Raw genomic sequence first — 22,599 nt, 5'->3', positions numbered from 1 at the left:
GGTTTTAAAATTAAACTGTAGTGTGGTTTTTTGTTCTTAGCTGTTTATTCAAAGTTTAAATAGGCCTGGTTTTTGATATTTTTAGTATTAGAGCCTGTGTGATTTGTAATCTGAGTCTTGTTTAAATTGCTTTAATTATAAGGATGCTCGCATCTTGGGGTGGTTTGGGTATAGAATGCCACCCCATTATTCTGGTTATGCTTTTTGGGTTATCTATTTCATGCTGTTAATGATCGACAACTATGACTCGTTCACTTACAACTTAGTGCAGTATTTTCAGTGCTTAGATCAAGAGGTGTTAGTTAAGCGTAATGATGAGTTAACCATTTCACAAATAAAGCAATTAAACCCGCAGCATATTGTTATTTCACCAGGGCCATGCTCGCCTAATGAGGCGGGTATATCATTACAAGTTGTTGAGCAGTTAAAAGGGATTTATCCTATTTTAGGAATATGCCTAGGGCATCAAACTATTGCTCAAGCACTCGGGGGGGTAATAATGCGGGCGAAGCAGGTTATGCATGGCAAAACATCGCCGATATACCATAATAATCAGGGTGTGTTTCAAGGCTTAGCAAATCCGCTGACCGTATGTCGCTATCACTCTTTAGTTGTGCAACGACACAGCTTACCAAGCGAGTTAGAAGTGACCGCTTGGACACAGACGCTAAATGGAGAGTTTGATGAAATTATGGGCTTATTACACACAAACCTTGCTTTAGAAGGTGTGCAATTTCACCCTGAGGCAATTTTAACTGAACAAGGGCTTGAATTACTTGCCAACTTTTTAACTCGGTTCTAGGCTTAGAGTTAATTTCCATATTTCGTTTATACAAAAGATATAATCAATGACAGACAAATTGCGTCAACAAGTAACAGCAAAAGCACTCTCTCAACGCGCACACGATCTGTTGCTGGGACATAGCTTTGCACAGCGTCAAATTGGTTATATCCACACTCTTGAGATTGATTATGGTGAGCCGATTAAGCAACGAACGTTGCTTGAAGTCGAAGTTGCAGCGCAAGCAAAACGGCAAAAATCCAGTACTGCCCATCATAAATATCGCGCACAAGCGAGTGAGCAATTGCATGAAGTGATCGAAACCGCAATGCAAAAGCAGTTAGCTGATATAGATACCGTGATTCATGAAACCATAGGGATAGAAGATAACATACCGGCTATTTTAGACATTCTATCGGTTAAATCTGCGTCTGTGGGTCGCTTAGAGCCGCTTGTAAATGATTTAAGTTGGCTGGGCCGTGAACTCGTTACTTTTGTAAACCTACCTTATTACCGTGCCCAACGAAATAAGCACACTTCGGTAAAAGTTGATAGCCCATCGCTTGCGCTACGCTACATTGGCCTTGATAACTTACAATTTGTCGTGCCTACCTTTGCAGTAAGACATTGGATGCCACACAGTACAGAACCATTTCCACTGTTAAAACGCCGTTTACGAGATAACTCAATGGCATCAGCTATTGCCGCACAAGAGTTAGCAAAACTAAATGGCGTAAATGAAATTCATGCATTTACTTTGGGTATGCTATTAGATGTTGGTAAAATTGCTTTAGTTAGGCTTTATTTAAGAACCTTTGAGCTTATATGGCAGCGTAAAGTAACCCTTGCACGTGAAGAGCAACAAAAAGACTTACACACAGCTTTGTTGGAGTTAAAACCTGATCCACTGTTTTTAAGTACTTTATTAAGCGAGCATGCGCTAAAAGTAAGTGAAAAGGTGATAGACAAAATGGCTTTTCGATTTTTGCCGTTTAAATTTGTTATGCAACAACTCACATCGCCCTTAGCAAAAGGCGATTCACCATTACCTTTAACTGAAGTTATACAAAAAGCGCGATGCTATTCTCAATATATTACTTTGCTTGATCATCAAATGGTTGAAAGTGACGAAGCTGCGCAGTGGTTTGAATATCTCAATTTCACTAAATCGGAACTAATCCAGTTAGAAAAAACCAATTTCCAGAACTTTCATATAAAAATTGACTAATTTCATAAATTTTTTGTTAATTTTTTTGCGACTATTCATTCATTAGCCAATATAAAGCATAGCGCCAGTTTATTAGCTTAAAGGTGTACTCAGCAAGTAACAGGGCAGTCTTCTTGGTGAAAATAGAGGTTATCAAAAGCGGTAAATAGTTATTCACTATCTATGAAATAATATCTCAAAGCCTTGAATATCAAGGCCTGCATGAAAGTTTTCTAAGAGACAACAGCACAAAACTCTGAAATAATGACCTTCTGAAAATTGAACCAGAGAGTATTTTTTGGCAATTTAAGCTATGCTCATTTACGCCAAAGGAGATGGTACAACACGCCATCATGCAATTTTTCACACTCTCTGTGATATCACAATTAAGAGGATACAAAATGACAGTTAATCGCGAATTATTTGATCAAGTAATGGTACCAAACTACGCACCTTCAAGTGTGATCCCTGTTCGTGGCGAAGGCTCACGTGTATGGGATCAGCAAGACCGCGAATACATCGATTTTGCTGGTGGTATAGCTGTTAACTGTCTAGGACACTGTCATCCTGCATTAGTGAATGCACTAAAAGAGCAAGGCGAAAAAATCTGGCACTTATCAAATGTGATGACCAATGAACCTGCGCTTCGCTTAGCTAAAAAGCTGGTTGATGCTACTTTTGCAGAAAAAGTCTATTTTGCCAACTCAGGGGCAGAAGCAAATGAAGCGGCGCTTAAATTAGCGCGTCGTTTAGCGCTTGAAGAATTTGGCGCAGAAAAGTCTCAAATTATCGCGTTTAATAAAGGTTTTCACGGCCGTACATTCTTTACTGTAACAGTAGGTGGTCAAGCTGCTTACTCAGACGGTTTTGGCCCTAAGCCAGGTGACATCGTACATTGTGATTACAACGATTTAGCTGCTTTTGAAAAGCTTATTTCAGATAAAACATGTGCGGTAATGATGGAGCCACTACAAGGCGAAGGCGGTATTGTTTCGCCAACTGACGAGTTTGCTAAAGGCGTTCGTGAGCTGTGTACTAAACATAACGCACTACTTATTTTTGATGAAGTGCAAACCGGTGTTGGCCGTACTGGTGAGCTATATGCATATCAAGGATTAGGTGTTACACCTGATATTTTAACATCTGCAAAAGCATTAGGCGGTGGTTTCCCAATCGGCGCTATGCTAACGACAACTGAAATCGCTAAGCATTTAAAAGTAGGTACTCATGGCTCTACTTATGGCGGTAATCCATTAGCGTGTGCTGTCGGTGAAGCTGCTTTTGACACTGTAAACACCCCTGAAGTATTGGCTGGCGTTAAAGCAAAAGAAGCATTATTCCGTGAATTACTAACGGCTGTTAATGATAAGTACAAAGTGTTCTCAGAAATCCGCGGCCAAGGTTTATTAATCGGCGCAGTGGTCGCTGAGCAATACAAAGGACGTGCAAAAGAGTTTTTAGTTGCTGGTATTAACGAAGGTGTTATGTCGCTTGTTGCTGGTGCAGATGTAGTGCGTTTCACTCCTTCTCTTGTAATACCAGAAGCAGATATTCGCGAAGGTATGGCACGCTTTGAAAAAGCGGTTGCTGCAGTTGTGAACGGTTAATCAACGCGTCTCACCTGATTAAGGGCAAGTAGCAAGCTTGCCCTAGTATTCTAATTTTACCGTTATTTATAAGGGAGCAAGCGGACTCATGATGATCCTTCGCCCAATCCAGCAATGTGATTACCCAGCTTTATTGAAGATTGCCCACGAATCGGGACATGGCTTTACGTCTTTACCGAATAACGAAGCGTTATTACAAAAGAAAATAGACCATTCAGTAAGCTCATTCGCAAAAAGTGCATCTCACCCGGGTGATGAAGGCTACTTGTTTGTTCTTGAAGATAGCGAAACAGGTGAAGTAGTCGGTACTTCAGCTATTGAGGCTGCTGTTGGTCTTGATGATGCGTTTTATCATTATCACCTTAGCAAAGCGATTCATTCATCTCGCACTTTAGATGTTTACAAAGCGGTTGATATTCTAACCTTGTGTAATGATTACACCGGTGCAACCGAGTTATGCACATTATTTTTAAAAGACGGTTATCGCAAAAACAATAACGGCAAGCTACTGTCAAAAGCGCGTTTTATGTTTATTAAACAACATCAAGAGCGTTTTGCAGAGACCGTTATTGCAGAAATGCGCGGTGTATCAAATGAAAATGGCGATAGCCCGTTCTGGCAATGGCTTGAAGAGCATTTTTTCTCGATGGACTTCCCAACTGCCGATTACTTAACAGGTATTGGCCAAAAAGTGTTTATCGCCGAGTTGATGCCTAAATACCCAATTTACGTCAACTTATTAAGTAAAGACGCGCAAGCAGTTATTGGTAAAGTACATGACAATACACGCCCTGCAATAGAACTATTAAAGAGTGAAGGTTTCACCTTTAACGGTTACGTCGATATTTTTGATGCCGGCCCTACCGTTGAAGCAAAAGTAGGCAACATTGCAACAATTCGTAATGCGAAAAACTTTACTGTAAAAATTGGTGACAATAACGGCGATACCGCTGTGATGTTAGCGAACGATAAACTAAATGACTTTAGAGCAACAGTTGCACAGCTAAACTTTGATGCGGCAAGCGCAGAGCTTACATTACCGCAAGCAATGGCCGATGCACTGCATTTACAAGCGGGCGATACCGTTACCGCAACAAGCTTATAATTTAGGAGAAAGTATATGACTCATCCTGCACAATTTATTAATGGCCAATGGTCGCAAGGCCAAGGCGATGCATTTAATTCAGTAAATCCAGCAAATAACGACGTTATTTGGCAAGCAAATTCAGCAACCAGCGAGCAAGTTGATAGCGCAGTAAATTCAGCGCGTGAAGCGTTTTATAGCTGGGCTGATAAATCATTCGATGAGCGTTTAGCCATTGTAAAAACATTTGCAGAAACACTTAAAGAACACAGTGAAGAACTTGCTGTCGCTATTGCGCAAGAAACCGGTAAACCATTATGGGAAACCCGTACTGAAGCTGGTGCTATGGTGGGTAAAATAGCGATTTCTGAAAAAGCGTTTTTAGAGCGTACGGGTGATGTAGAAAACCCAATGCCACAAGGCCGCGCTATGATCCGCCATAAGCCACATGGTGTAGTTGCTGTATTTGGCCCTTATAATTTCCCGGGTCACTTACCTAATGGTCATATTGTTCCTGCACTTTTAGCGGGTAACACAGTGGTATTTAAACCATCTGAGCTAACTCCTATGGTGGCTGAGCTAACTCTTAAGCTATGGCAAAAAGCAGGTTTACCAGCGGGTGTTATTAACCTTGTACAAGGTGAAGTTGAAACAGGGAAAGCATTGGCAGCCCATAAAGGCATTGATGGCTTATTCTTCACGGGTTCATCACGTACAGGTCATATTTTACATGAGCAGTTTGCAGGTCAGCCGGGTAAAATTCTTGCATTAGAAATGGGCGGTAATAACCCACTTATCATTACTGATGTTGCAGATACTAAAGCCGCAATTCACGATATACTGCAATCTGCATTTATCTCAAGTGGTCAACGTTGTACTTGTGCACGTAAGTTGTTTTTACCCGCGGGTGAGCAAGGCGATGCAATTTTAGCGGGTCTTATCACAGCGACTAAAGCCATTAAAGTGGGTAACTTTGATGATGAAGATCAGCCATTTATGGGTTCGATGATTTCATCAGCTGCCGCAGCAGGTATGGTTAAAGCGCAGCAGCAGCTTGTTGAGCTAGGGGCGCAAGTACTTGTTGAACTTACACACACTGAAAATACTGGCTTTGTTACTCCAGGGATCATTGAGTGTACAGATGTAGCAAACTTCCCTGATGAAGAGCACTTTGGCCCGTTATTAAAAGTCTTCCGTTTTACTGATTTTGATAGCGCAATCGATAAAGCAAATGACACCAGCTTTGGTTTATCTGCTGGTCTTCTAAGTGATAATGCCGCTGACTATGACCATTTCTTACGTCGCATTCGTGCAGGTATTGTTAACTGGAACCGCCCAATCACAGGTGCGTCAAGCGCTGCGCCATTTGGTGGTATTGGTGCTTCGGGTAACCATCGTGCAAGTGCATACTATGCGGCGGATTATTGCGCATACCCAGTGGCTTCGGTTGAGCTTGAAAAAGTAGCCATGCCGGCAACCTTAAGCCCTGGTTTAAAAATTGATTAGTACTGGGTTTTAAGTTGGTACTAAATAACTAAAAAAGCAGCCTTGGCTGCTTTTTTTGTACTGCTTAATGCTCAAAGGTAGCAATTAAAAGCGCTTTCTGCTTAAATCATTACAGTCGTGATAATTTTATAGTAGGTGTTTTAATTATGGTTTTAGATAGGCAAGGGTATGATGATCTCATCATGTATCTTACTCAAAATTTAGCGTTATTTGAGAAGCCCGGCGAAATAAAACCAGGCGCTCCTACAGTCATGGAGCTAATCGAAGACGATATCGCTGAGAACGTGATGTTGTTATGCCAACAACACACTGAGCTATCGACTGAGCAGCGCGGCATGATAGTTCGTGAGGTTGACGGTATAGTGTATGACTTACAAGAAGTGCTTAGTAGTGTAACAAGTAAGCAAGTGACTATTGAACAACACGCATTTATTGATGAGTTTGCTGGTCTAGTTAAAAATCTATTTGATAGTGCCGTAGCCGAAGGCGCTTAATTGATTTGTATATCGCTTTTAATTGCATCTTAGCGCCACTTGCATACAATTAATAAAACAACTTTTTTAGAGTATAAAAATGCAAGCGAATGTAAAATGGGTTGAAGGCGATACATTTATTGGTCGTTCTAATTCTGGTCATAATGTAGTCTTTGATGCTGGTAGTGACAGTGCAGCGCCAAGCCCTATGGAAATGGTATTAATGTCTGCGGGCTGTTGTTCATCTGTTGATGTGGTGAGCATTCTAAAAAAAGCCAAACAAAATTTCTCTGATGTACAAGTGCAGCTCACATCTGAGCGTGCTGAGTCAGCCCCTCGCGTATTCACTAAGATTAACTTACACTTTGTTGTAACAGGCGATAATGTCTCTGAAAAGCACCTTGCGCGCGCTGTGCAATTGTCTGCTGAAAAGTATTGTTCAGTTGCATTAATGCTTGATAAAACGGTAGAAATTACCCACAGTCACGAAGTCGTGCAAGAACAGGTAAAATAACGCTTTTTCCTGCGGTGAAATTCGTATAAAATCCGCGAACTTTCATTCTGCTGTGGCAGATTTCACTAGTTTATAGGTTGGTTTATCATGAACAAACCCTTCGATAAAATTAAACTACATGGCTTTAATAACTTAACAAAAAGTTTAAGCTTTAGTATTTACGATATTTGCTACGCAAAGACTGAACAACAGCGTAAAGAATATATTGAATATATCGACGAGCAGTATAATGCTGATCGACTAACCGATATTTTAGGTGAAGTGGTTGATATCATCGGCGCGAATATTTTAAATGTATCTCGCCAAGATTATGAGCCACAAGGTGCCAGCGTAACAATATTGGTGTCAGAAGAGCCAATAGAGCAACAGCAGACTTACGATGTTGATGAAGCACCCGGTCCGTTGCCAGATACCGTAGTTGCCCATTTGGATAAAAGCCATATCTGTGTTCACACGTACCCTGAAGCACATCCTGATGATGGTATTTGTACATTTCGTGCCGATATTGAAGTATCAACGTGTGGTATTATCTCGCCACTAAAAGCGTTGAACTTCTTAATTCATAGCTTGGATTCAGACGTAGTGACAATCGACTACCGTGTACGTGGTTTTACCCGTGACGTAGATGGTGTGAAACATTATATCGATCATGCGATTAATTCGATTCAGAATTACATGACCGAAGATACCAAGGAAGCGTACCAAATGATGGACGTGAACGTGTATCAAGAAAACTTGTTTCACACTAAGATGATGCTAAAAGAGACCGATTTAAATACTTATTTATTTGGTGTTTCTACTGATGATTTATCTGACGACGAAGAAGAAGAAATTCGTTCGAAGTTAACCCGTGAGATGCAAGAGATTTTCTACGGCCGTAACTTACCAGATACAGAATAAGCTAAGTTTGTTCTTAAACACGGCGCATAACGTAAGTTATGCGCCGTGTTTGTTTGTGTAAGCTAGCGAGAGTAAAGTTAGCGAGAGTAAAGTTAGTTTGAATAAAGTGCTCTCAGTATCGGTGGTAAACTTGCCAGTAGGCTTTAGCGCCTAATAAAAAGCAAATACCAACGTATAGCCAAACCGAGCTCGCTACTAATTGCCAAATATCAAGCTCAGTTGAGCGAACAAGTAATGGTACTGCAATTAAAGCACGGGCTACACATATCAAAGCGATGGTTATAAAGCCGCCGTTGTTAAAGGTATTTTTCGTATTAAGCCCGCAGCTGAGAACGCATAGGCACTACAGGTAAGCATAAGCCCAGCAACTATAATGGTGGCAGCAGGCGCAAGGTAGGTGCCTTGTTGAGCTGACTCAATTAAGGCGTGCGGCGCTCTAGCAAAGGCATACCAGCTTGGCCCACCCAAAATACAGAGTAAATGCCAGATAGCCGCGGCAAATGCGATGACCCCCGCGCTGATTAACAGTCTCTCGGTGTTATTTTTTTCATGATCTAAATCTACTTTTATCATGCTATGGTTTCATCATCAGGTGGATCCCCAGAATCTTCTTTACGCTTACGTTGTTCTTGTTTGGCTTTTTGCACATTCTCAAATTGCGGGGGGGGAATAGGAAATAACGAAATCAGCGGAAAGAACGACAAAAATAAAAATGCACCCCGAGACATGATTTTACCCGAGGTCAGAACTTTAATCATGGCCCACACTATAATAAGTAACAGTAAGGTGACGACAAGCCAATGTAGTAATAATGTGCCAAGGCCAACCCCATCTAATAAATCCATTTGTTTTCAATATGGTTACTAATAAATAGTTAATGTGGGTAAATTGAACAAGATCAAGTCAATAGGTGTTATTAACGTCATGAAGGTCGCGATTTATCGCGACAACTAAATTTTTAATTCAATTGTAGCAAGTCCCATTTATTACCGTATAAGTCTTCAAATACCACAACGGTGCCGTAGGCTTCTTCACGCGGCTGTTCGTTAAATTTAACGCCTTGTTGTTGCATCATTTGATAATCACGCCAAAAGTCATTGGTGTGTAAAAGTAAAAACACGCGACCGCCAGATTGATTGCCAACTGAGTCTAATTGCTGTGGATTACTTGCCTGTGCAAGAAGTAAGTTAGTGCCATTAGAGTTAGGTGGAGCGATTAATACCCAGCGTTTGCCATTGTCAAGATCGGTATCTTCAATTAAATCGAACCCCAGTTTTTGAGTGTAAAATGCGATTGCATCATCGTAGTTTTCGACCACTAACGCGACGCTTCCTATGTGTTGTTTGATATTGGGCATTGGCTTTCCTTATGGATTAATAACTGTGTATGGCTTTTTATCACATATCAACAATTCATCAGAGGACAAAAGGCTGTGTAGACAAAAGCACAATAAAGTGACAGCAATAAGCTTTGATTTTACCAACCATTTGACTGCTATTGTCACCGCTTATATGCTGATAAAAAGCCATGATTAAGGTTGAATATGTCAGCAAAATTACCCCAATGTGTATTTAGTGCCGAGCAAGTACGCACTCACGAACCTAGTGCAGCAGAGCAAAGCGCTGTGTCTATGTATACGCTGATGGAGCGTGCAGGGAAGGCAGTGTTTGAGCAGGTAACTAAACATTACCCACATTCGCAAAATTATGTCATTTTAGTTGGCGTCGGCAATAATGCTGGTGATGGCTATATTGTTGCAAGCTTGGCAAAACAAGCTGGCAAACAGGTTACTGTGATTGCTGCACTACCAGATAGGCCTTTAACAGGAGATGCGCTAACAGCGCAAGAAGCGTGGTTGGCTGTTGGCGGCGAAATATCTCATTATAACCCGCAAACGATAAAAACTGCTGACATTATTATTGATGGCTTGCTAGGCACAGGCCTTAAAAGTGAAGTACGAGAGCCATTTACTAAGCTAATAAAAATGGCAAACGATAGCCCTGCGCCAATTATTGCGATTGATTTACCTTCAGGCATTGATGCTGACACCGGAGTTGTACAAGGTATTGCTATTCAAGCCGAGCTTAGTGTTACGTTTGTTGGTATAAAGCAAGGCTTAGTAACGGGCGAGGGCAGAGCATATGCGGGTAAATGTGAATTTGCAGACTTAGGCGTTGGTCAGGCGTTTATCCAATTGGCAGCGCCAAGCGCAGCGCTTATGAATTATGACACGACTCAAGGCTTAGCTAAGCGACAAAACAACAGCCACAAAGGCAGCCATGGCAAGTTACTGTGTATTGGCGGAAATGCGGGCACTGCCGGTGCAATAAGATTAACCAGCGAGGCGGCGCTTCGTACAGGTGCAGGTATGGTTAAGGTGTATACGCACCCTGATTCTGTATTGGCTATCAGCATGGGTCGTCCTGAGTTGATGGTGACGACAACCGATCTTAATGCAGCATTGGAATGGGCAACGTGTATAGCGATTGGCCCAGGGCTTGGCCAAGACTCATGGGCTAAATCCACCTTTGAAGCGGTTATTCAACACTGTGTTACCCATAAAAAAGCAATGGTTGTCGACGCCGACGGGTTAAACCTATTTGCTCAGCAATCAGCACCTGTTGCACTGAAAAATACGGTATTCACACCGCACCCAGGGGAAGCCGCACGGCTACTTGATTGCGCTATTAGTGATATTGAGTCAGATCGTTATCAAAGTGCACGGAAATTGGCAGAAACATATTCAACGACCTGTGTACTCAAAGGGGCGGGCAGTATTATCGCTAATACCACTAAAAGTTGGGTATGCACTGATGGCAATCCAGCACTAGCCGTAGGCGGCAGCGGTGATGTACTCACAGGCATTATTGCTGGTCTTATCGCACAAGGGTTAACAACTGAGCAAGCTGCGTGTTTTGGTGTGACCTTGCATGCAAAAGCTGGAGATGTAGCTGCAGCGCGAGATGGTGAGCGAGGCATGTTACCCAGCGATCTGTTCGCTGTTGTCAGAGAGTTGGTAAACTAAAGCCGTCAGCCGTCAGCCGTCAGCCGTCAGTTTCTGATAGCTGACAGCTAAAAACTGAAAGCTATAATGCGCAAAAACCCAGCCGAAGCTGGGTTTTTATAAGCAAGGTGCTTAGGGGATGATTACATCATGCCGCCCATGCCACCCATTCCGCCCATGCCACCCATGTCAGGGGCACCAGCTGGCTCATCTTTAGGAATTTCAGCAACCATCGCTTCAGTGGTGATCATAAGACCCGCAATCGAACCTGCAAATTGTAGTGCAGAGCGCGTTACTTTAGTTGGATCTAGGATACCCATTTCAATCATGTCGTTGTATTCGCCAGATGCTGCGTTGTAACCGTAGTTACCTTCGCCGCCTTTAACTGCGTTAATTACTACAGACGCTTCGTCACCTGCGTTAGTCACGATTTGACGAAGTGGTGCTTCCATAGCACGTAGTGCTACTTTGATACCGTGGCTTTGGTCTTCGTTGTCGCCTACAAGTGCAGCTAGTTTGCTAGCAGCACGTACTAGTGCAACACCACCACCAGGCACTACGCCTTCTTCAACCGCTGCGCGAGTTGCGTGTAGTGCATCTTCTACGCGGTCTTTTTTCTCTTTCATTTCGATTTCAGTCGCTGCGCCAACTTTGATTACTGCAACACCGCCGGCAAGTTTTGCCATACGCTCTTGTAGTTTTTCTTTATCGTAGTCAGACGTTGCTTCTTCGATTTGTGCTTTGATTTGTGAAACACGACCGTTGATGCCATCTTCTTCACCAGCACCGTCGATGATCGTTGTATCATCTTTAGTGATTACTACGCGTTTAGCTGTACCTAAGTCTTCGATTGTTGCTTTTTCAAGCTCAAGACCGATTTCTTCAGAGATAACAGTACCGCCAGTTAATACAGCGATATCTTGTAGCATTGCCTTACGACGGTCGCCAAAACCAGGTGCTTTAACAGCTGATACTTTAACAATACCGCGCATGTTATTTACTACTAGTGTTGCTAGTGCTTCACCTTCAAGGTCTTCAGCAATGATAAGTAGTGGCTTGCTTGCTTTAGCAACCGCTTCTAATGTAGGTAGTAACTCACGGATGTTAGAAACTTTTTTGTCTACAAGTAGAATGAATGGGTTATCTAGTTCAACCGCGCCTTTTTCTGCGTTGTTGATGAAATACGGAGATAGGTAACCACGGTCAAACTGCATGCCTTCTACAACATCAAGTTCGTTCTCAAGTGATTGACCTTCTTCAACAGTGATAACACCAGTGTTGCGGCCTACTTTTTCCATCGCTTCTGCGATGATGTCGCCAATCTCTTTATCAGAGTTAGCTGAAATAGTACCCACTTGCGCAATCGCTTTAGTATCAGCACATGGTACTGAAAGTTCTTTAAGCTCAGCAACTGCTGCGATGATTGCTTTATCAATACCGCGCTTAAGGTCCATTGGGTTCATGCCCGCTGCAACCGCTTTTAAGCCTTCGTTAACGATAGATTGTGCTAAAACTGTAGCGGTAGTTGTACCGTCACCCGCTGCATCATTTGCTTTAGATGCAACTTCTTTAACCATTTGTGCGCCCATGTTCTCAAACTTGTCTTCAAGTTCGATCTCTTTTGCCACTGATACACCATCTTTAGTGATCACTGGTGCGCCAAATGATTTGTCTAATACTACGTTACGGCCTTTAGGGCCTAACGTTACTCGAACTGCATTTGCTAGGATATTTACGCCAGTTAGCATTTTAGTGCGTGCGTCACTTGCAAAAAGTACTTCTTTTGCTGCCATGATTTTTTCCTCTAAATTCTTAAATGTTTGTTAAACGAAAAGCAGGCTTAACCTACAATGCCTAAAATGTTGTCTTCACGCATGATCAGGTACTCTTGACCTTCGATCTTTTCAGCTTTTTCAACATATGAGCCGAATAACACAGTGTCACCGATTTTAACTTCTAATGCTCTCACATCACCGTTATCTAGAGTACGGCCATTACCAACAGCGACAACTTCTCCGCGCGTTGATTTCTCAGCAGCAGAGCCAGTTAATACAATACCGCCAGCAGACTTGGTTTCTTCTTCTAGACGCTTAACGATCACGCGATCATGTAAAGGACGAATGTTCATTTGTTTAGTTCTCCTAACAGTTTCTGAACAGGACAGAAAAAAGTTTTGTGTGTACCAAGGCAATTAAATCGCTGTTGCGAAACTGCCTTGGATTAGTTGTACTCAGTAATGGGGGTAATGCGGAAAAATCCAAGAGAAAAAAATAAAAATTTTAATCTTTTCTCTCGTATTCACCATCAATCGTGGTTGGCTCGCTCATTTTATGTGGTTCAGGCTGTTGCTGAGTCTGTTGCGTAAATGGCGAAGGACCTTGTTGCATACCTGCACTCATGCGCACAGTCGCTTGGCTAGCAAGGCCTGCGGCTAGCTTATTGCGAATAGCAGGGGTAAGTAGTAAAAAACCAAACACGTCGGTCATGATACCTGGAGTTAAAAGTAAAACACCGGCGATGATCACACATAATCCAGTAAATAATTCTTTGGCTGGCATTTGCCCTTGGGCCATTTGGCTTTGCACATTTTGCAGTGCGCCCATGCCTTGCTGTCTAACAAGCTTTGCACCAAAAATGGCGGTTAAAATAACCAGTGCAATTGTCGCAAAGCCACCAATCACATCGGCTACTTGAATGAGTAACGCGATTTCAATGATCGGTACGAGAATAAATAACAAAAATAAAAATCTAAACATAAAGCTCTCTAAAGTGTGCTCACGTAACTTCGTGATGAAATATAAATATGGGCTATCAGGTCTTTTTTCAATAGCAAGTGAATGGCCTATGTACATGGCTACACTTTGCTTTAGCTATCAGCTACTATGAGTTGGGCAGAACAAACAAATAAAGGTTCAATATGATGACGACTCATTTTCGACTTGTTTTTACCACTTGCGCAGATGCAAGTGAAGCGCGCGCAATGGCAGAACAATTGGTGAGCCAAAAATTGGCTGCATGTGTCAGTATTCTTCCTAATGTAGAGTCGGTCTATATGTGGGAAGGTGAGGTAACGCAGGCAACAGAGTGTAAGCTGTTAATTAAAACCAAGTCAGAAAAAATGAACCAAGTTATTCAGACTATTAAGCAATTACATAGTTATGAAGTTCCTGAAATTCAGGTAGTCGATGTATCAACAGGCAATTTAGCCTATTTTAATTGGATGGATGAGGTACTTAATTAATGCGGTTTTTTCTTTTATTGCTAGCTGCGCTTTGGCTTTTTCCTGCACAAGCAAATAATAATGTATTGAATGACTTATTACAGCCAGCAGAGCAAACCTTCTTACCGGTTGATCAGGCTTTCTCATTTGACTTTGATCAGCAAGGCAGCACTTTATTTGTTGGTTGGGACATTGCACCGGGTTATTACCTTTATAAAAACAAGCTTGAATTTATTGCTAAAGGTGCTGAGATAAAGCTACCTGAGTTGGCAGAAGGTGTGGTGATTGAAGATGAGTTTTTTGGTAAAACTGAGGTCTTTTTCGACTCTTTAACTGTGGTAAGTAAGTTAGCAAATGTCACTGAAGAAGGCGTTGTTAAACTTCGCTATCAAGGTTGTGCTGAAGCAGGGCTTTGTTATCCACCAGAAATAATTACTATTCCATTGAGTGCGATCGCTGGCGAGAACCCAGAGCAAAATAACACTGCAGCCACTTCGAATGCCTTAGCTGCGTTAAGTAGTGAGCAAGCAAAACCGAGCGCAGCCCCAGCAGAAGACGTTGAAACAGAACAAAACTTTACCGAAAAGTTGGCATCACAAGGATTACTGGCTAACTTAGCTATTTTCTTTTTAGTGGGTATTGGCTTGGCTTTTACGCCGTGCGTATTTCCCATGTTTCCTATTTTATCAAGTCTAATTGCAGGCCAACAAAACCTCTCAACTAAAAAGGCTTTTGCTTTATCGTTTTTTTATATTCAAGGGATGGCGGTCACCTATGCGGCACTGGGTTTAGTGGTGGCATCTTTAGGTGGGCAAGTGCAGGGTTACTTACAGCACCCATATGTTTTGATCAGCTTTAGTTTGTTATTTGTGTTGTTAGCCATGTCGATGTTTGGTTGGTATGAAATAAAACTACCTAGTGGCATGATGAATAAACTCACTCAAGTGAGCAATAATCAAAAAGGTGGCAATTATATTGGTGTATTTTTGATGGGCGTGTTGTCAGGCTTAATTGCATCACCTTGCACTACGGCTCCATTATCAGCTGCTTTATTATTTGTCGCGCAAAGCGGCGATTACTTAGTAGGTGGTTTAACCTTATATGTGTTGAGCTTAGGTATGGGGATCCCACTATTACTACTTGGAACTTCTGGTGGTAAATTATTGCCAAAAGCAGGTGGTTGGATGGAGCAAGTTAAAACCTTGTTTGGTTTTATTATGCTAGTTGTGCCGCTGATACTGCTAGAGCGTATTGTTGATTTTGACCTCATACTATTAATGGCAGGTTTGTTAGCATTGGCAACGGCGCTTTATTTACATCATTGGCAAAGCGGCCAAAGCCAAGGTAAGCTCAAAACGGCATTGTGGTTTGCAGCAACCTTATTGGTGATTACTGGTGCAAGTTTAACTAAAAACTATATTTGGCCAACTGCGAATACGGTTGAGGTGAGTGCTGAACAATCGCAAAGCCATAACTTTAAGCTAGTGGCTAACTTAGCTGAACTTAAGCAAGCGATAAATGAAGCAAACGATGAAGGCCGCATGGTAATGGTTGATCTGTATGCCGAGTGGTGTGTTGCCTGTAAAGAGTTTGAAAAATACACCTTTCCAGAGCCGAGCGTGCAAGATGAGTTTGCTCACTTTGAGTTACTTAAAATTGATTTGACAGAGAGTGACGAAACCACCATCGAAGTCATGGAAGAATACACTGTATTTGGTTTACCCAGCATTCTGTTTTTCAACACTCAAGGTGAAGAATTAGCAGCTCAGCGTGTAACCGGTTTTTTAAATGCTGACGATTTTGCACAGCATTTAGCTAAAGTTCGCCAATAAGCGACTACAAAACCAGAATAAATACATTTTAGCCACAATTTGATTTAGATATGAATTAAATTGTGGCTAAACCTTCTCATTTATAATGGGTTGTTTTTAGCTCCCGCCTTTATCCCCGCAACTTTGCGCCACGCCATAGTCATTAGACCAGTATTTTGCTGCTATTTACGTCGAACTAGCTATAATAGGTGGTTAACGTGAGAAATACTTGCTATTTTAGATTTTACCCACTACGTTATGGTGGGATTTCTAATTAAAACGGCTTAACTCATTATTTATAGGATTATCGCGTATTATGGCTGCAAAATTTAAACTTTTAGTTATAAATGGCCCCAACTTGAATATGCTAGGTAAGCGAGAACCAGAAAAATATGGTTCGCAAACTCTAGCTGAGATTATGAACGAACTTACCAGTGTCGCCCATGGTCTAGATGTTGAGTTAACGCATTTTCAAAGTAATAGTGAGCAAGCTTTAATTGAGCACATACACAGTGCATGGCAGGCTATTGATTACATCATTATCAACCCAGCTGCATTTACGCATACAAGCGTGGCTTTACGTGATGCATTACTGAGTGTTGATATCCCGTTTTATGAAGTGCATTTAACCAATGTGCATGCGCGGGAAGCGTTTCGTCATCATTCGTATTTTTCGGATGTGGCGCAAGGCGTGATATGTGGATTAGGTGCAATGGGTTATCGCGCAGCATTAGAAGCTGCTGTTAACCGGTTGCAAAACTCAAATTAACTTTAAACACACAAACTAGAAGGCGGGTCGTTCATGGATATTCGCAAGATCAAAAAACTAATTGAACTAGTAGAAGAATCAGGTATTGCTGAATTAGAAATCACAGAAGGTGAAGAATCAGTACGTATAAACCGTAATAACATGAGCGCAGGTCCTGCTTACGCTCCACAATATGCTCCTCAGTACGCACCAGCACCTGCTGCGGCACCAACACCTGCGGCTCCAGCAGCTGCCGCTGAAGCAGCAGCACCAGCAGCACCGACAGGTCATCAAGTTTTATCGCCAATGGTAGGATCTTTCTATGCAGCAGCTTCTCCTGAAGCACCGGCATATGTAGAAGTGGGCACGCAAGTAAAAGTAGGCGACACACTTTGTATCATCGAAGCGATGAAAATGATGAACCAAATTGAAGCAGATAAAGCCGGTACAGTGAAAGCTATTTTAGTTGAAAACGGTGAGCCAGTAGAATTTGATCAACCTTTATTCATCATTGAATAATAGCGCAACCTTAGAGGCCAACTCTCATGTTAGATAAAGTAGTCATTGCAAATCGGGGTGAAATTGCACTTCGTATATTGCGCGCCTGCAAAGAGCTTGGGATCAAAACGGTTGCTGTGCATTCAACGGCGGATCGCGATCTTAAGCACGTATTATTAGCAGATGAAACCATCTGTATCGGTAGACCTTCAGCAACTGAAAGTTACTTAGATATTCCGCGTATCATTGCGGCAGCTGAAGTGACTGACGCGGTTGCTATTCACCCAGGTTATGGTTTCCTTGCAGAAAATGCTGATTTTGCTGACCAAGTTGAGCAAAGCGGTTTTGTATTTATCGGTCCTAAAGGCGACACTATTCGCTTAATGGGCGATAAAGTATCGGCAATCAACGCTATGCGCAAAGCGGGTGTACCGTGTGTTCCGGGTTCTGACGGACCGGTATCAGATGACAAAGAACGCAATATGCAAATTGCTAAGCGCATCGGTTATCCGGTAATCATCAAAGCTGCTGGTGGCGGTGGTGGTCGTGGTATGCGTGTTGTACGTAATGAATCAGAGCTTATCGATTCAATCGCACTTACTCAGCAAGAAGCAAAACAGTTCTTCGGTAATAGCATGGTTTACATGGAAAAATTCCTTGAAAACCCACGCCATATCGAAATCCAAGTACTTGCAGATGGCCAAGGTAACGCGGTTCATTTAGGTGAGCGTGACTGTTCAATGCAGCGTCGTCATCAAAAAGTAGTTGAAGAAGCGCCAGCGCCGGGTATCACTGCTGAAGTACGTAAGTTCATTGGTGAGCGCTGTACGCGTGCATGTATCGAAATCGGTTATCGTGGTGCGGGTACGTTTGAGTTCTTATATGAAAACGGCGAGTTCTATTTCATTGAAATGAATACCCGTATTCAGGTTGAGCACCCTGTAACTGAAATGGTTAGTGGCGTTGATTTAATTAAAGAGCAGTTAAAAATTGCTGCGGGTCAACCGCTGTCATTCACGCAGGATGATGTGGTTATTCGTGGTCACGCTATTGAATGTCGTATCAACGCAGAAGATCCTGAAACGTTTATTCCTTCACCGGGTAAAATTACCCGTTTCCACCCTGCAGGTGGTTTAGGTATTCGTTGGGATAGTCACATTTATGCTGACTATAGCGTACCGCCACATTATGACTCAATGATTGGTAAACTCATTACTTACGGTGAAAACCGTGATGTGGCGATTGCTCGTGCACGTAATGCATTAAATGAGTTAGTGATTGACGGCATTAAAACCAATACACCACTGCATAAGAAAATCTTAGCAGATGAGAACTTCCAAAATGGTGGGACTAATATTCACTATCTTGAGAAAAAATTAGGTTTATAAGCAGTTATAAAGCTAATAATTTTAAAAAGCCGGCAACTTTGCCGGTTTTTTTAGCTCTAATGAACACGGGCTCTGTATTCGCGATACAAAAATAATCTGGTATGATTAATACAGTAATGATTTATTTATTTTTCATGAGGTAACAATGACCCTGAGTGTTGGTTTTCAACTAGCTGATGAAGCAGCGACGGTCGCAATGGGTAACAAGCTGGCAAGCCTTACTGAGCAAGGCGCGGTTATTTATTTACATGGTGATTTAGGTGCCGGAAAAACCACATTAACACGCGGCATAGTGCAAGGGTTTGGTCATCAAGGTAAGGTTAAGAGTCCAACTTATACATTAGTCGAACCTTATGAATTAGCAAAAGCCAATGTATATCACTTTGATTTATACCGTTTGGGTGACCCAGAAGAGTTAGAATATATGGGCATTCGTGATTATTTTTCAAATGATGCAATTTGTGTTGTTGAATGGCCTGAGAAAGGCGGGGAGTTTATACCTGTGCCTGACTTAGACATTACTATGCGCTATGTTGGTGAGGCCCGTGAAATTGAAATTAACAGCGTAAGTCAGCGCGGTGAAGCAGTCATTGAACAATTAACTCGAGATTAAAAATAATAATTAAAGGTGTAATGGATCAGATGAGTCGAGTAGTCTTTAAGTGGGTATGTGCTTGTTTGTTATTTGCAATAAGCCAAGGGGTTGTTGCACAAAACACCATCAACAGTGTGCGGGTATGGCCGTCGCCAGATAGTACGCGCGTGGTTTTTGATTTGGCTGACAAACCTGACTTTAGCTACTTTATGTTGAAAAACCCGCTGCGACTTGTGGTTGATTTAGAGCATACAAATAAAATAAATGACTTACCAAGTATTCCCAAAAAACACCGACTAGTTAGTAAGTTACGTTACTCCAAAGCGAAAAACAGCAAAGGTGTACGGTTTGTGTTTGAATTAACCGGCCCTGTGAAACCGGTATTATTTGCCCTTGCCCCAACAGGGCCTTATAAAAACCGCCTCGTTGTTGATCTATATGATAAAGCGCAACCAGAGCCGGTAGCGCAAAGTAGTAATACAGCCGTGAAAAAACGTGACCTTAATAAGCAGCGTGACATTGTTATTGCCATTGATGCGGGTCACGGTGGCGAAGACCCTGGCTCTATTGGGCCATCCGGCACTTATGAAAAAACCATAACCCTACAAATTGCAAAACGTTTAGAGCGCATGATAGATGCTGAGCGCGGTATGATCTCGCGGATGATTCGCCGTAGTGACTACTTTGTTAATCTTAATACCCGCACCAGCCGCGCTCGTGAGAAAAAAGCCGACTTTTTTGTCTCTATCCATGCCGATGCATTTACTAGTCCGCAACCCAGAGGCGCTTCAGTGTGGGTGCTTTCACTGCGTCGCGCTAATTCAGAAATTGGTAAATGGTTAGAAGATAAGGAAAAACATTCTGAATTACTCGGTGGTGCTGCGGGTGTAATAAAAAATACTGCGAGTGAAAAGTACTTAGCTCAAGCTTTGCTAGATATGTCGATGGATCACTCTATGAAAACAGGTTTTAGTGTTGCAGAAGAAGTGATGGGTGAATTGAAGAAAGTTGCCAAAATGCACAAAAAACAGCCTCAGGCGGCAAGTTTTGCAGTTTTAAAATCACCAGATATTCCATCAATCTTAGTGGAAACAGGGTTTATCTCGAACCCGCAAGAAGAACGGCTATTAAAAAGTGCGAATTACCAAGAAAAATTAGCCAAAGCTATTTTCACTTCGCTAAAAAGTTATTATCTTAAAAATCCACCGGATGATTCGTTATTCGCATCATTAAAATCAAAATACCCAACCAAGCATAAAGTTCGCCCCGGCGAATCATTAAGCTTATTAGCTAGTCGCTATGGGGTGTCTGTTGCGCAATTAAAACGCGTAAACAAACTCAAATCCAATACCTTATTTATTGGCCAAGAGCTGGATATTCCACAGAGTTAACATCGTTAGGAAGAGTATGAGTATTGAAATATTACCCGCGCGATTAGCTAACCAAATTGCAGCGGGCGAAGTTGTTGAAAGACCCGCATCGGTTGTTAAAGAACTGGTAGAAAATAGCTTAGATGCAGGCGCTAACCGTATTCAAATCGATATTGAACGTGGTGGTCATAAGCTTATTCGTATTCGTGACAATGGGTCAGGTATTCATAAAGATGAGTTAACACTGGCGCTTTCTCGCCATGCCACCAGTAAATTAAAATCCCTTGATGACTTAGAGAGTATTTGCTCACTGGGCTTTCGCGGCGAAGCGTTAGCGTCAATTAGCTCGGTATCGCGTTTAACCCTTAGCTCTAAAACAAAAGAGCAAGAGGCAGCATGGCAAGCGTTTGCTGAAGGCCGAGATATGGCGGTACAGGTCAAGCCTACTGCTCACCCCGACGGCACCACCATTGAAGTAAAAGATTTATTTTTTAATACGCCAGCGCGACGTAAGTTTTTACGTACCGAAAAAACCGAGTTCAATCACATCGATGAGTTAATAAAGCGAATAGCACTTAGCCGCTTCGATGTTTCAATTACACTAACCCATAATGGTAAAGTGGTGCGCCAATACCGGGAAAAAACGGATCCCGCGCAAGCGATTACGCGGGTCGCACAAGTGGCGGGCAAAGCATTTGCTGAGCAAGGCTTGTATATTGAATCGGGCGATACCGGATTGCAGTTACATGGTTGGGTATTGCCCGTAGGTTCAAGCAATACTACACAATACACATACGTAAATAACCGTATGATGCGTGATAAACTGATTTTACATGCCATTCGCCAAGCATTTGAAGAAGTGGCTGGACAAGAAGAGTTACCTGGCTTTGTGATTTATATTGATATTGATCCGCGCCAAGTAGATGTAAACGTGCATCCGGCAAAGCATGAGGTACGCTTTCACCAAGGGCGCTTGGTACATGACTTTATTTTACAGGCGATTAAGCAAGTGGTTGTGCCGTTGCAAGATGATTTTGCTGCGCCACATGTATCACCGCAGGCTCAACCAAGTGAGCGCTATACAAGTGCGCCGCCAGTCGAGCAAGCTGATGTATTCGATTACCCCAAAACCCCTTTGCAGCCGAGTCCATCGAGTGGTTATGCAGCCGGTTCATCGCGTACTGGTGGTTCTGCTTCGAGTGGATTCTCAGAGCAAAGAGAGAGCAAAACCTCGCATCATGATGTGAATGCATTTTACCAAGGCGTGAGTGAACAACATGCCGCACACTTTGACAATGTTAGCGCCACACCGGCAGCGCAAGCGCCAGTGATGGCGTCTGCAGACAGCTTTAATACGACCTCATTAATAGTGCAAGAAGATGGTAGCTGTGTTTTCACACAGCAGCAGCAACTTTACTGTTCTCATTTTAAACATGCCTTAGCCGATTACTGGCAACAACAAGTTACTGAGCACGCAAGCCTTGAGGGTAAAGCATTATTGTTACCCGTACGCGTCAATATTAGCAAAGAGGATCAGCAAAGGTTAACTGAGCAGCAATCGTGGTTTACGTTATTGGGTTTTGATCTCAATATAGAAAAACAATTCGTGATGGTGAAAAGGCTTCCTCATAGCCTGTATTTATTAGATGTCAGCCAAGCAATTGAAGCGCTATTAGAGGCGAGTACACAACAGTTCGACAACCTAGAAGATTGGCTAAATTGGCAGCAAAGCAATGTGCCAGAACGCTACTTTGCAAGCCAAGCGTTCGCAGGTGAATTGCAGCAGATGAAAAATAATCCGCAAACAATTCAGCGTTTACGGGCAAAAGCAGTTAAAATAGACTTACATCACTATTTATCACAGCTAGATTAGGGTTAACGCGTGGGTAATTT

The 22,599-nt window shown here is 42.3% G+C and carries 23 protein-coding genes; 17 read left to right on the top strand and 6 right to left on the bottom strand.

The annotated features are described in order from the left end of the window. Positions 1-220 precede the first annotated feature (220 nt). The 8 genes from NQT69_RS14835 (at position 221) to speD (ending at position 8,072) form a co-directional block, all read left to right on the top strand. Positions 221-802: an anthranilate synthase component II gene (locus tag NQT69_RS14835; RefSeq protein ID WP_256828546.1), complete on the top strand. Its 582-nt coding sequence runs from the start codon at positions 221-223 to the stop codon at positions 800-802. Positions 803-848: 46 nt separating this feature from the next. Continuing rightward, positions 849-2,009, top strand: a complete 1,161-nt coding sequence (locus tag NQT69_RS14830; protein ID WP_256828469.1) for an HDOD domain-containing protein — start codon at positions 849-851, stop codon at positions 2,007-2,009. A 380-nt stretch (positions 2,010-2,389) separates the two neighbouring features. Further along, on the top strand, positions 2,390-3,595 hold the full coding sequence (locus NQT69_RS14825; RefSeq protein ID WP_256828468.1) for an aspartate aminotransferase family protein: 1,206 nt from the start codon (positions 2,390-2,392) through the stop codon (positions 3,593-3,595). Positions 3,596-3,683: 88 nt separating this feature from the next. Beyond that, entirely contained in the window at positions 3,684-4,700 is a 1,017-nt protein-coding gene (gene astA, locus NQT69_RS14820) for an arginine N-succinyltransferase (protein ID WP_256828467.1), read from the top strand. A 15-nt stretch (positions 4,701-4,715) separates the two neighbouring features. Next, the gene (astD, locus tag NQT69_RS14815; RefSeq protein WP_256828466.1) at positions 4,716-6,185 is read left to right on the top strand and encodes a succinylglutamate-semialdehyde dehydrogenase; all 1,470 of its coding nucleotides are present in this window, start codon (positions 4,716-4,718) and stop codon (positions 6,183-6,185) included. Between the two features lie 146 nt (positions 6,186-6,331). Beyond that, a complete protein-coding gene (locus tag NQT69_RS14810; protein WP_256828465.1) occupies positions 6,332-6,679 on the top strand; it encodes a DUF3802 family protein in 348 nt (115 codons plus the stop codon). A gap of 79 nt (positions 6,680-6,758) precedes the next feature. After that, on the top strand, positions 6,759-7,172 hold the full coding sequence (locus tag NQT69_RS14805; RefSeq protein ID WP_256828464.1) for an OsmC family protein: 414 nt from the start codon (positions 6,759-6,761) through the stop codon (positions 7,170-7,172). A gap of 87 nt (positions 7,173-7,259) precedes the next feature. Continuing rightward, positions 7,260-8,072: an adenosylmethionine decarboxylase gene (speD, locus tag NQT69_RS14800; RefSeq protein ID WP_256828463.1), complete on the top strand. Its 813-nt coding sequence runs from the start codon at positions 7,260-7,262 to the stop codon at positions 8,070-8,072. Positions 8,073-8,351: 279 nt separating this feature from the next. Here the strand turns inward: speD and NQT69_RS14795 are convergent, their stop codons facing one another. The 3 genes from NQT69_RS14795 to NQT69_RS14785 form a co-directional block, all read right to left on the bottom strand. Continuing rightward, entirely contained in the window at positions 8,352-8,645 is a 294-nt protein-coding gene (locus NQT69_RS14795; protein ID WP_256828462.1) for a hypothetical protein, read from the bottom strand. Then, the gene (locus tag NQT69_RS14790) at positions 8,642-8,917 is read right to left on the bottom strand and encodes a hypothetical protein (protein ID WP_256828461.1); all 276 of its coding nucleotides are present in this window, start codon (positions 8,915-8,917) and stop codon (positions 8,642-8,644) included. Before NQT69_RS14790 ends, NQT69_RS14795 begins: the two co-directional genes overlap by 4 nt. Before the next feature lie 113 nt (positions 8,918-9,030). Beyond that, positions 9,031-9,429: a VOC family protein gene (locus tag NQT69_RS14785; RefSeq protein ID WP_256828460.1), complete on the bottom strand. Its 399-nt coding sequence runs from the start codon at positions 9,427-9,429 to the stop codon at positions 9,031-9,033. Between the two features lie 186 nt (positions 9,430-9,615). Here NQT69_RS14785 and NQT69_RS14780 point away from each other — a divergent pair, with 186 nt between their 5' ends. After that, the gene (locus NQT69_RS14780) at positions 9,616-11,097 is read left to right on the top strand and encodes an NAD(P)H-hydrate dehydratase (protein WP_256828459.1); all 1,482 of its coding nucleotides are present in this window, start codon (positions 9,616-9,618) and stop codon (positions 11,095-11,097) included. Positions 11,098-11,219: 122 nt separating this feature from the next. On the opposite strand, the gene groL is transcribed toward NQT69_RS14780, so the two are convergent. From groL to NQT69_RS14765, 3 genes are all read right to left on the bottom strand, one after another. After that, positions 11,220-12,869, bottom strand: coding sequence for a chaperonin GroEL (gene groL / locus NQT69_RS14775; RefSeq protein WP_256828458.1), 1,650 nt, complete (start codon positions 12,867-12,869; stop codon positions 11,220-11,222). Positions 12,870-12,916: 47 nt separating this feature from the next. Beyond that, positions 12,917-13,204: a co-chaperone GroES gene (locus tag NQT69_RS14770; RefSeq protein WP_256828457.1), complete on the bottom strand. Its 288-nt coding sequence runs from the start codon at positions 13,202-13,204 to the stop codon at positions 12,917-12,919. A 151-nt stretch (positions 13,205-13,355) separates the two neighbouring features. After that, on the bottom strand, positions 13,356-13,832 hold the full coding sequence (locus NQT69_RS14765; RefSeq protein WP_256828545.1) for an FxsA family protein: 477 nt from the start codon (positions 13,830-13,832) through the stop codon (positions 13,356-13,358). A 164-nt stretch (positions 13,833-13,996) separates the two neighbouring features. Here NQT69_RS14765 and cutA point away from each other — a divergent pair, with 164 nt between their 5' ends. The 8 genes from cutA to mutL all read left to right on the top strand — a co-directional run bounded on the left by cutA (position 13,997) and on the right by mutL (position 22,579). Next, positions 13,997-14,317: a divalent-cation tolerance protein CutA gene (gene cutA / locus NQT69_RS14760; RefSeq protein ID WP_256828544.1), complete on the top strand. Its 321-nt coding sequence runs from the start codon at positions 13,997-13,999 to the stop codon at positions 14,315-14,317. Then, positions 14,317-16,128: a protein-disulfide reductase DsbD gene (locus tag NQT69_RS14755; RefSeq protein ID WP_256828456.1), complete on the top strand. Its 1,812-nt coding sequence runs from the start codon at positions 14,317-14,319 to the stop codon at positions 16,126-16,128. The genes cutA and NQT69_RS14755 overlap by 1 nt, the downstream gene beginning before the upstream one ends. A gap of 295 nt (positions 16,129-16,423) precedes the next feature. Beyond that, on the top strand, positions 16,424-16,876 hold the full coding sequence (gene aroQ, locus NQT69_RS14750) for a type II 3-dehydroquinate dehydratase (RefSeq protein WP_256828455.1): 453 nt from the start codon (positions 16,424-16,426) through the stop codon (positions 16,874-16,876). Between the two features lie 33 nt (positions 16,877-16,909). Further along, positions 16,910-17,374 (top strand): acetyl-CoA carboxylase biotin carboxyl carrier protein, encoded by a 465-nt coding sequence (gene accB, locus NQT69_RS14745; RefSeq protein ID WP_256828454.1) that lies wholly within the window; start codon positions 16,910-16,912, stop codon positions 17,372-17,374. Between the two features lie 26 nt (positions 17,375-17,400). After that, entirely contained in the window at positions 17,401-18,741 is a 1,341-nt protein-coding gene (gene accC, locus NQT69_RS14740; protein ID WP_256828453.1) for an acetyl-CoA carboxylase biotin carboxylase subunit, read from the top strand. A 145-nt stretch (positions 18,742-18,886) separates the two neighbouring features. After that, the gene (gene tsaE / locus NQT69_RS14735) at positions 18,887-19,354 is read left to right on the top strand and encodes a tRNA (adenosine(37)-N6)-threonylcarbamoyltransferase complex ATPase subunit type 1 TsaE (protein WP_256828452.1); all 468 of its coding nucleotides are present in this window, start codon (positions 18,887-18,889) and stop codon (positions 19,352-19,354) included. 29 nt (positions 19,355-19,383) lie between these two features. Continuing rightward, positions 19,384-20,727 (top strand): N-acetylmuramoyl-L-alanine amidase, encoded by a 1,344-nt coding sequence (locus tag NQT69_RS14730; RefSeq protein WP_256828451.1) that lies wholly within the window; start codon positions 19,384-19,386, stop codon positions 20,725-20,727. Positions 20,728-20,743: 16 nt separating this feature from the next. Then, a complete protein-coding gene (mutL, locus tag NQT69_RS14725; RefSeq protein ID WP_256828450.1) occupies positions 20,744-22,579 on the top strand; it encodes a DNA mismatch repair endonuclease MutL in 1,836 nt (611 codons plus the stop codon). Positions 22,580-22,599 lie beyond the last annotated feature (20 nt).

Source organism: Pseudoalteromonas shioyasakiensis (genome assembly GCF_024518675.1).
Taxonomy (GTDB): domain Bacteria; phylum Pseudomonadota; class Gammaproteobacteria; order Enterobacterales; family Alteromonadaceae; genus Pseudoalteromonas; species Pseudoalteromonas shioyasakiensis_B.
This window is presented reverse-complemented; position numbering and strand designations above follow the sequence as displayed.

What these genes read in the sequence shown, in the direction of transcription:
- groL (WP_256828458.1), bottom strand. Translation starts at nt 12,869, where the DNA reads ATGGCAGCAAAAGAAGTACTTTTTGCAAGTGACGCACGCACTAAAATG.
- accC (WP_256828453.1), top strand. Translation starts at nt 17,401, where the DNA reads ATGTTAGATAAAGTAGTCATTGCAAATCGGGGTGAAATTGCACTTCGT.
- aroQ (WP_256828455.1), top strand. Translation starts at nt 16,424, where the DNA reads ATGGCTGCAAAATTTAAACTTTTAGTTATAAATGGCCCCAACTTGAAT.
- mutL (WP_256828450.1), top strand. Translation starts at nt 20,744, where the DNA reads ATGAGTATTGAAATATTACCCGCGCGATTAGCTAACCAAATTGCAGCG.
- astD (WP_256828466.1), top strand. Translation starts at nt 4,716, where the DNA reads ATGACTCATCCTGCACAATTTATTAATGGCCAATGGTCGCAAGGCCAA.
- NQT69_RS14810 (WP_256828465.1), top strand. Translation starts at nt 6,332, where the DNA reads ATGGTTTTAGATAGGCAAGGGTATGATGATCTCATCATGTATCTTACT.
- NQT69_RS14765 (WP_256828545.1), bottom strand. Translation starts at nt 13,832, where the DNA reads ATGTTTAGATTTTTATTTTTGTTATTTATTCTCGTACCGATCATTGAA.
- NQT69_RS14830 (WP_256828469.1), top strand. Translation starts at nt 849, where the DNA reads ATGACAGACAAATTGCGTCAACAAGTAACAGCAAAAGCACTCTCTCAA.
- NQT69_RS14780 (WP_256828459.1), top strand. Translation starts at nt 9,616, where the DNA reads ATGTCAGCAAAATTACCCCAATGTGTATTTAGTGCCGAGCAAGTACGC.
- NQT69_RS14730 (WP_256828451.1), top strand. Translation starts at nt 19,384, where the DNA reads ATGAGTCGAGTAGTCTTTAAGTGGGTATGTGCTTGTTTGTTATTTGCA.
- NQT69_RS14785 (WP_256828460.1), bottom strand. Translation starts at nt 9,429, where the DNA reads ATGCCCAATATCAAACAACACATAGGAAGCGTCGCGTTAGTGGTCGAA.
- NQT69_RS14755 (WP_256828456.1), top strand. Translation starts at nt 14,317, where the DNA reads ATGCGGTTTTTTCTTTTATTGCTAGCTGCGCTTTGGCTTTTTCCTGCA.
- NQT69_RS14835 (WP_256828546.1), top strand. Translation starts at nt 221, where the DNA reads ATGCTGTTAATGATCGACAACTATGACTCGTTCACTTACAACTTAGTG.
- accB (WP_256828454.1), top strand. Translation starts at nt 16,910, where the DNA reads ATGGATATTCGCAAGATCAAAAAACTAATTGAACTAGTAGAAGAATCA.
- tsaE (WP_256828452.1), top strand. Translation starts at nt 18,887, where the DNA reads ATGACCCTGAGTGTTGGTTTTCAACTAGCTGATGAAGCAGCGACGGTC.
- NQT69_RS14805 (WP_256828464.1), top strand. Translation starts at nt 6,759, where the DNA reads ATGCAAGCGAATGTAAAATGGGTTGAAGGCGATACATTTATTGGTCGT.
- astA (WP_256828467.1), top strand. Translation starts at nt 3,684, where the DNA reads ATGATGATCCTTCGCCCAATCCAGCAATGTGATTACCCAGCTTTATTG.
- NQT69_RS14790 (WP_256828461.1), bottom strand. Translation starts at nt 8,917, where the DNA reads ATGGATTTATTAGATGGGGTTGGCCTTGGCACATTATTACTACATTGG.
- cutA (WP_256828544.1), top strand. Translation starts at nt 13,997, where the DNA reads ATGACGACTCATTTTCGACTTGTTTTTACCACTTGCGCAGATGCAAGT.
- NQT69_RS14795 (WP_256828462.1), bottom strand. Translation starts at nt 8,645, where the DNA reads ATGATAAAAGTAGATTTAGATCATGAAAAAAATAACACCGAGAGACTG.
- NQT69_RS14770 (WP_256828457.1), bottom strand. Translation starts at nt 13,204, where the DNA reads ATGAACATTCGTCCTTTACATGATCGCGTGATCGTTAAGCGTCTAGAA.
- NQT69_RS14825 (WP_256828468.1), top strand. Translation starts at nt 2,390, where the DNA reads ATGACAGTTAATCGCGAATTATTTGATCAAGTAATGGTACCAAACTAC.
- speD (WP_256828463.1), top strand. Translation starts at nt 7,260, where the DNA reads ATGAACAAACCCTTCGATAAAATTAAACTACATGGCTTTAATAACTTA.